We start from the raw sequence: 6,290 nt of genomic DNA on the forward strand, positions 1-6,290 counted from the left end.
CGATCGCCTGTGGCATCGTTCAGATAACAGTGAACCGCGAACACGAGGAGTTGGGACATGTTGGAAATCTCGGCAAGAAAAATCGCCCAGGTTGCCATGATGGGGCGAGAGTTGAACCGGGCCGAGGGCGAGTTACGCGCATTCATCGAACGCATGAGCGAGGATGAACAAGCAGAACTGGTCGCCGTCATGTGGGTCGGTCGTGAGAGCTTCTTCGCTGAAGATCTGGCCGAGGCCATTGCTACCGCAAAGTCCGAGGCCTCAACCCCTTGTGCGGATTATCTGATAGGAACGCCGCATTTATCCGATCACCTGGAAAATGGGTTGGATGCGCTGGGAATCTCTGCCGAAGATGTCGAAAACGATCTGATGTAATCCCTGTTCTCGCGTTATGGCGTATGGGTTGGTCCGGATGCTGGCGCATCGGATTGGTTGATCCGCTTTCATTAAACATTATTAATGCGGCGTTCCTCCGAGGTTAATGTCGAGTTCTTTTATCAGGTTCATCAACAGCAACGATGAATACTGGAGGAATTCGACATGGCACACGTCAATACAACCGCAGCTGATCATCGGTCTCTTTTCTTCGGCCAGTTTGCGAACCAGCCTGAGGCCCCATCTGCATGGCAGCGTCGCAGAGTTTACAACAAGACGATCCGAGTGCTTGAAAAGCTCAATGATCATCAGCTTAGCGATATCGGCATCCCACGCGCTGAGATACGGTAGCGCGTATATCGAAACGTTTATCACAACACGCCCTATCAGGCCTGCTCTTAGGCACTGTCCGGTGCGATCCGAAAAGCAATCTATGTAAGTAAGCGCGAGGTAACGAATATGCTGGATAGCAACCCAAATCCGAAACAGAACGTGTCTAACAGTGCGCTGTTATTGTTCGATCAGGCGATGAGAATGCGCGCAATCCAAGCCGATATCGTTCGCGCCGGTCAAGAGCTGAACCGTCTTTCAGATTTCGAATTGTCAGAGCTTGGACTCAATCGCTGCGATGTTGAAGCGGTGATAGCGCAATATATTTGACGGCTGTCAGCGACGCCACAATGTGATCAGCCGCTTCGCGTGTTCGAAGCGGCTGATTGCGTTTTAGGCGGTGTGGTCCACGATCTGCAGGTGTTGCGCCAGTGTGTCGATCTCGTCCATCCAACCCTGTACCAGTTTCGGATCACTTGGCGCGGCGTGGACACCGGCAGGGATAGCACGGTTCAGGACGGCTTCGACTGCAAGGGACACCGGGATCGAAACCAGGCGTGCCATGGCCGTGCCGCGTTCGTCACCCCAAGCGTCCATGACATAGGTCTTATGCCAGACCTCAACGCCTTCTTTCTCGGCTTTCAGGCCCACACACAGAACCACGCGGTCGGGTTCGCCCTCGTCATAGGCGTTTTCTTCCCAGAACTGATCCGACATCTCTTTCAGGCGGGCGTCGCCTTCTGGCCCTGTGAGGGTCTCGATTTCAGTAAACACATCCGACCACGCGTCAGCCCAACCGTTCAGGCGCAGGGTGCCGCGGACGAATTCTTTGACCGGCCAGTGATCCTCGAATTGGTACTCGGCCTTAAACGGGATCGAGTCGCGGTTCGGGTAGACCTCGAAGCTTTCGGGCGCGGGCAGCGGGGCGATATAGCTGCTGATCGCGTCCCACGGGCGCGCGACGTCCAATGGGGCATAGTCGCGAATAGATTTCGAGGGTGAGCGCAGCGCCTTTAGAACACCCAATGGAGACCAGCTGAACTTGTAGCGGAACGGGTTTGGGTTCTTCGGGATCCCGCCGCAATACGAGATAAAGCTTAGGTGGTTCTGGGGATCGAACGCGTCCGATGCGCGGTAGTCGGCGACCAGAGCATGCGCCATCAGGTGGTCGATCCCAGGGTCCAACCCGACCTCGTTGACCAGCGCGACACCTGCCTCGCGCGCCTTGTCATCCAAAGCGCGCATCTCGGGCGCGATGTAGGAAGACGACACAAAGTTGGCCTCTTTCGAAATTGCCAGCTCTGCCAGTGGTACATGCCAGTCACCCGGCAGCATCGAGACGATGATGTCGCCCTTCTCAAGCACCGCGCCTAGGGCGTCGATGTCGAAGGCGCGGATGTCATCAGTCAGGTCTCCGACCTCGGCCTTGGCCTTTTCGACGGTCCGGTTCCAGACAGCGACCTTGTGACCGCCTTCGATTAGGCGGCGCAGGCCGGGGATGGCCGACAGGCCGGTGCCACACCAGTGAATCGTCATCGCTCAGATCCCTTCGATATGAGTTTTGTAAGTTGCTTCTGCTCGACCCCAGACGTCACTGTCCAGATCGGTCAGCGTCAGCAGGGACGGTAGCAATTGCGCCGCGTAGTCTTCCGAGCTTTCGATGGGCAGCATCGACGGCAAATTGTCGATGGCCATCACGTCCATCACAGGGTCGGTGGCCACGCGTAAAGCGGGTGCGTCCCATGTGGTGGCGTGGTCATAGACCGGAACCGGGTTGTAGTCGCTATCGGGGTCACAGGCTACATCGCCGATGGCGGTCAGACTGCGGGGCGTGCTCAGAGCATCGCGCGTGACAAAAACCGGGGTGCCCGGTCGGGCGAAGATGCAGTTCAGGAAGAGATCGTGATCAAGGATTTCGGGAAATGGCCCGCCGCTGGACGTCTCGGCAATGTCCCATTTGGTGACGGCAACCCCCATGGCCTCGCACATATCGGCGGCGCCGGTGCCGACACGGCCTAACGCGCCGATAACGATGGCGCGGGGACGCTCGGCTCCTGTAGCATCCAGTTCGGCCATCAGTTCAGCATTCAACGCGTCTTTGTTGGCATAAACACCAACGGGCTGGCATTCCTGCCCGCGTTGCTGCGCTGCCCATGTCTTCAGTGTAACCGCAGCCCCGGCGTAACCGGCCCAATAGCCAAAGGCTGCAACCCTGCGGCCATCTGCGTCCACCAGATATTCCAAGTCATAAAGCGTGCCGCCACCGGCCTTAAACCGCCGCAACAATTCGCGTCCAGAATGCTGACCCTTATAAGCATGGCCAAACATGATGTGGCGGTGAGGCAAAGGCGTGCCATCCTCGGGCAGCTCTTTTAAGCCAAAGACGATTGCGTCAAGCGGGGCTTCTGGCCACGAATTCTCGGACGCGATTTCGCAACCTGCCTGTCTGTAACCATCCAAAGGAATAGCCCGTACAGAGCTTTCTTCGACCGTCACACGAATGCCTGCAGCGATCAGTGCGGCGGCACCTTCAGGGGTAAGCCCGACCCGTTCCTCGTTCGGGCGCTGTTCCGCCCGGACCCAGAGATGTGTCATCATACTTCCTTTTGTCAGAGCATTCCGGCGGCGCGCACCGCCTGAACCGATGGCCGAGCCTCCATCGCCTCGCGGAAGGCGATGATCTTGGGAAAGGCCGAAACGTCGACGCCGTCACCTTCCAGCCAGCTACAGACCACATAGAGGTAAGCGTCGGCCAGCGAGAGTGTCTCACCCAACACGAACGGACCACGCAGCCCGTTTGAAACGATATAGTCGCATGACTCGGTCATCGTCTGGGGCACCTTGTCCTTCATGTCCTTCCAACTGGCCTTCTTGTCCGCCCAACGAGGCCCGCGCAGTTTGTGCGCGTGGTTCACATGCATGGTCGAGGCCAGATAATACATTACCTCTCGCATTCGCGCTGCCATCACGGGATCTGCCGGAACCAGCGCGGCCTCGGGTGCTTTGGCGGCAACAAACTCCAGCAGGGCGCCGGTTTCAGTCAAAATACCACCATCAACCGCAAGCGCAGGTACACGGCCTTTGGGATTGATTTGCCTGTACGCTGGCTTTGTCTGCTCACCCCCGGCGAAATCAAGCTGCACGGCTTCATATTCCAAACCGGCCTCTTCCAGCGCAATCGCCACAGCGACTGAGATTGTGCGGGGGGCAAAATAGAGCAGCATCCGCGCCTCCTTAAAGGTGAGTTTGGGCAAAGTGCCGATCTGGAGCTTCCAGATGGGGCACTGCATTGAACAGGACCGGGCTCAGTTGCGAACCGATTGGGTGCAGACGATGCATCGACGTATTCATGATGGCAAGCGCCACCCGTGCCATCGAAGTGATATCCAGCATCATAGCCTGCCGGACCACCATCGAAATCAGCCCCCCCGAAGTCACAACAATCGCGGGCCCGCCCTCGGTTCCGATATCGCGCAACGCGTCGCGGACGCGGGTTTCAAATTCGACGAAGGTCTCTGGCGGGTTTTCAATTTCGCCATTGGCCCAAGCGGTAAATGTCTTGGGAAGATGTTCCACAAACTCTTCGCGGTCGATTGGAATCGCCACGCCATGTTGCTCATGAAACAGCTGCGCGAGGGTGAAGTACTCAATTTCGTTGAGGCGCGCGTCGTGCACAGGTTCGGCCAAACCCATGCTGGCTGCTGTCTCCACATGACGTGTAAGGGTGCCACAATAGACCCGAGGGTGATGGGCCTGGGTATCTTTCAGATGCGCACCCAGCCAACGCGCTTGCTGGTGGCCCAGATCGCTGAGCCTGTCGTAGCTATTCTCGTCCCGCGCGGCGGTGTTGGCCTGCCCGTGACGCACCAATGTAATGAATGACATTTCGAACCCTCTTGCGACGAAGTCTTAGGGCAGCTTCGCGTTCGGGGCCAGAGGGGTTTGGGGAAAAACTGCATCAATTCACGCCCCTCCCTTGCGAGCTAATCTGACGGGCGTATTGTGCATTCTGGTTGATCGGGGGAATGTAATGGCAGTCGACGAAAAAAGGTTTCTGGAAGATCTGCATAAATTACGGCAGTTCGGAGCTTCTGGCGTGGGCAAAGGTGTCATTCGGCCTGCTTATTCTGAAGCTGACATTGCAGCCCGTCATTGGCTGGCAGGCCGCATGGCCGAAGCCGGGTTGACCCCCCATTTCGACCCGGTTGGAAACCTTTTCGGATTAGCCGAAGGACCGTCGCTGTTGATGGGGTCGCATTCAGATAGCCAACCCGAAGGCGGTTGGCTGGATGGCGCATTGGGTGTGATAGCGGCGCTTGAGGTCGCGCGGTCCAGTGAGCAACCTATTTCAGTTGTCAGCTTTCAAGATGAAGAAGGTCGGTTCGGTGTCACAACGGGCTCGGCGGTTTGGTCTGGCGAATTGGATCTGGAACGGGCAGATGAGCTGACTGATCATACCGGAGAGACCTTTGGTTGCGCGCGCGCGTCGATGGCGGATTGTGCCGCTAGTTTCGTCGACCCGGGTCGGTTCACCGGGTTTGTCGAAATGCATATCGAACAAGGCCCCTCGCTTGACACGCAAGGTGACCAGATCGGTGTTGTTACCGACATCGTCGGCATTCGCAATATGGTGGTTCAGTTTGATGGCCAGCAAAACCACGCAGGTACAACGCCCATGCACCTGCGACGCGATGCATTTCAAGCGCTGTCCCTTTTCAACACACGCCTTAATGACCAGTTTCGCAACGTGGTAACGCCGCAAACGGTCTGGACAATTGGGCATGTAGACCTGCATCCCAGCGCGTCCTCAATTGTGCCGGGCCGTGCGCGTTTTTCGATGCAGTGGCGCGATGGAGATGCAGATCGGCTGGCAAGGATGGAAGAGATCATTCGCAACACCGCGAGCGATATCGCCGCACAATCGGGTATGGAGCTTAGCTATGGATCCCTTCTGGGCTTGGAGCCTGTGGCGATGGATCACAAACTTCGCAAAGCGCTGGAAGCGGCTGCCGAGCAGATCGCCCCAGGCCGGTGGCGACGGATGCCATCAGGGGCTTTGCATGATGCAACCAATGTTTCGCGCATGATGCCGGTTGCGATGCTTTTCGTCCCGTCGATTGGTGGAATCAGCCACGATTTTGCCGAGGATACAGCCGAAACTGACCTGGTTGCCGGCTTGAAGGTTCTGGATTGTGCGGTTCAGAAACTGAAGTCATCAATGTGATAAGGTGCTGTAAGATCTGAGCTTCTACCTTCGTATGGTCTGGGAAGGATTGGAAAAGCAAAGCAGTAAGTTAGGCGTGATCCAAAGAGTGTTGCTTAATGGAAAAAAGTTTCCTATAGGAACATTATTAAAGCATACACTCGCATACGAGCTTGGCCTGTCCTTGGTCTGCCATCTAAAACCGGGGCTGAATCGTTGCAAAATATTCAGCTTGGGTCAGACTGGCGGGATAGCTTCTGTTCACTATACAATAAGAAGGTAGCCATCATGACATCCTTAAAGCACACGCCTCTTCACGCTTTGCATGTTGAGTTGGGTGGTAAGTTGGTTGATTTTGCTGGGTGGGAGATGCCTGTTCAGT

General features: G+C 56.6%; 8 protein-coding genes. 4 read left to right on the forward strand and 4 right to left on the reverse strand.

Annotated features, from left to right (window positions below; genetic code table 11):
• Positions 1 to 57 precede the first annotated feature (57 nt).
• From AC2FI7_RS16410 to AC2FI7_RS16420, 3 genes are all read left to right on the forward strand, one after another.
• Positions 58 to 375: a DUF3775 domain-containing protein gene (locus AC2FI7_RS16410; protein WP_010438669.1), complete on the forward strand. Its 318-nt coding sequence runs from the start codon at positions 58 to 60 to the stop codon at positions 373 to 375.
• A 165-nt stretch (positions 376 to 540) separates the two neighbouring features.
• A complete protein-coding gene (locus tag AC2FI7_RS16415; protein ID WP_496815769.1) occupies positions 541 to 726 on the forward strand; it encodes a DUF1127 domain-containing protein in 186 nt (61 codons plus the stop codon).
• Positions 727 to 834: 108 nt separating this feature from the next.
• The gene (locus tag AC2FI7_RS16420; RefSeq protein ID WP_010438673.1) at positions 835 to 1,035 is read left to right on the forward strand and encodes a DUF1127 domain-containing protein; all 201 of its coding nucleotides are present in this window, start codon (positions 835 to 837) and stop codon (positions 1,033 to 1,035) included.
• Between the two features lie 63 nt (positions 1,036 to 1,098).
• Here the strand turns inward: AC2FI7_RS16420 and AC2FI7_RS16425 are convergent, their stop codons facing one another.
• The 4 genes from AC2FI7_RS16425 to AC2FI7_RS16440 are packed head-to-tail and all read right to left on the reverse strand — an operon-like array spanning position 1,099 to position 4,590.
• Positions 1,099 to 2,241 (reverse strand): saccharopine dehydrogenase family protein, encoded by a 1,143-nt coding sequence (locus AC2FI7_RS16425; RefSeq protein ID WP_010438676.1) that lies wholly within the window; start codon positions 2,239 to 2,241, stop codon positions 1,099 to 1,101.
• Between the two features lie 3 nt (positions 2,242 to 2,244).
• Positions 2,245 to 3,300, reverse strand: coding sequence for a saccharopine dehydrogenase (locus AC2FI7_RS16430; RefSeq protein ID WP_010438679.1), 1,056 nt, complete (start codon positions 3,298 to 3,300; stop codon positions 2,245 to 2,247).
• A 14-nt stretch (positions 3,301 to 3,314) separates the two neighbouring features.
• Complete coding sequence (locus AC2FI7_RS16435; protein ID WP_496815770.1) at positions 3,315 to 3,929, reverse strand: glutathione S-transferase family protein; 615 nt, start codon at positions 3,927 to 3,929, stop codon at positions 3,315 to 3,317.
• 10 nt (positions 3,930 to 3,939) lie between these two features.
• Complete coding sequence (locus AC2FI7_RS16440) at positions 3,940 to 4,590, reverse strand: histidine phosphatase family protein (protein ID WP_010438686.1); 651 nt, start codon at positions 4,588 to 4,590, stop codon at positions 3,940 to 3,942.
• A gap of 145 nt (positions 4,591 to 4,735) precedes the next feature.
• Here AC2FI7_RS16440 and AC2FI7_RS16445 point away from each other — a divergent pair, with 145 nt between their 5' ends.
• Complete coding sequence (locus tag AC2FI7_RS16445) at positions 4,736 to 5,929, forward strand: Zn-dependent hydrolase (RefSeq protein ID WP_496815771.1); 1,194 nt, start codon at positions 4,736 to 4,738, stop codon at positions 5,927 to 5,929.
• Positions 5,930 to 6,290 lie beyond the last annotated feature (361 nt).

It is taken from the genome of Ruegeria sp. YTSA064, from assembly GCF_059610325.1.

Coding starts and splice junctions, on each gene's coding strand:
- AC2FI7_RS16410 (WP_010438669.1), top strand. CDS start 58: ATGTTGGAAATCTCGGCAAGAAAAATCGCCCAGGTTGCCATGATGGGG.
- AC2FI7_RS16415 (WP_496815769.1), top strand. CDS start 541: ATGGCACACGTCAATACAACCGCAGCTGATCATCGGTCTCTTTTCTTC.
- AC2FI7_RS16420 (WP_010438673.1), top strand. CDS start 835: ATGCTGGATAGCAACCCAAATCCGAAACAGAACGTGTCTAACAGTGCG.
- AC2FI7_RS16425 (WP_010438676.1), bottom strand. CDS start 2,241: ATGACGATTCACTGGTGTGGCACCGGCCTGTCGGCCATCCCCGGCCTG.
- AC2FI7_RS16430 (WP_010438679.1), bottom strand. CDS start 3,300: ATGACACATCTCTGGGTCCGGGCGGAACAGCGCCCGAACGAGGAACGG.
- AC2FI7_RS16435 (WP_496815770.1), bottom strand. CDS start 3,929: ATGCTGCTCTATTTTGCCCCCCGCACAATCTCAGTCGCTGTGGCGATT.
- AC2FI7_RS16440 (WP_010438686.1), bottom strand. CDS start 4,590: ATGTCATTCATTACATTGGTGCGTCACGGGCAGGCCAACACCGCCGCG.
- AC2FI7_RS16445 (WP_496815771.1), top strand. CDS start 4,736: ATGGCAGTCGACGAAAAAAGGTTTCTGGAAGATCTGCATAAATTACGG.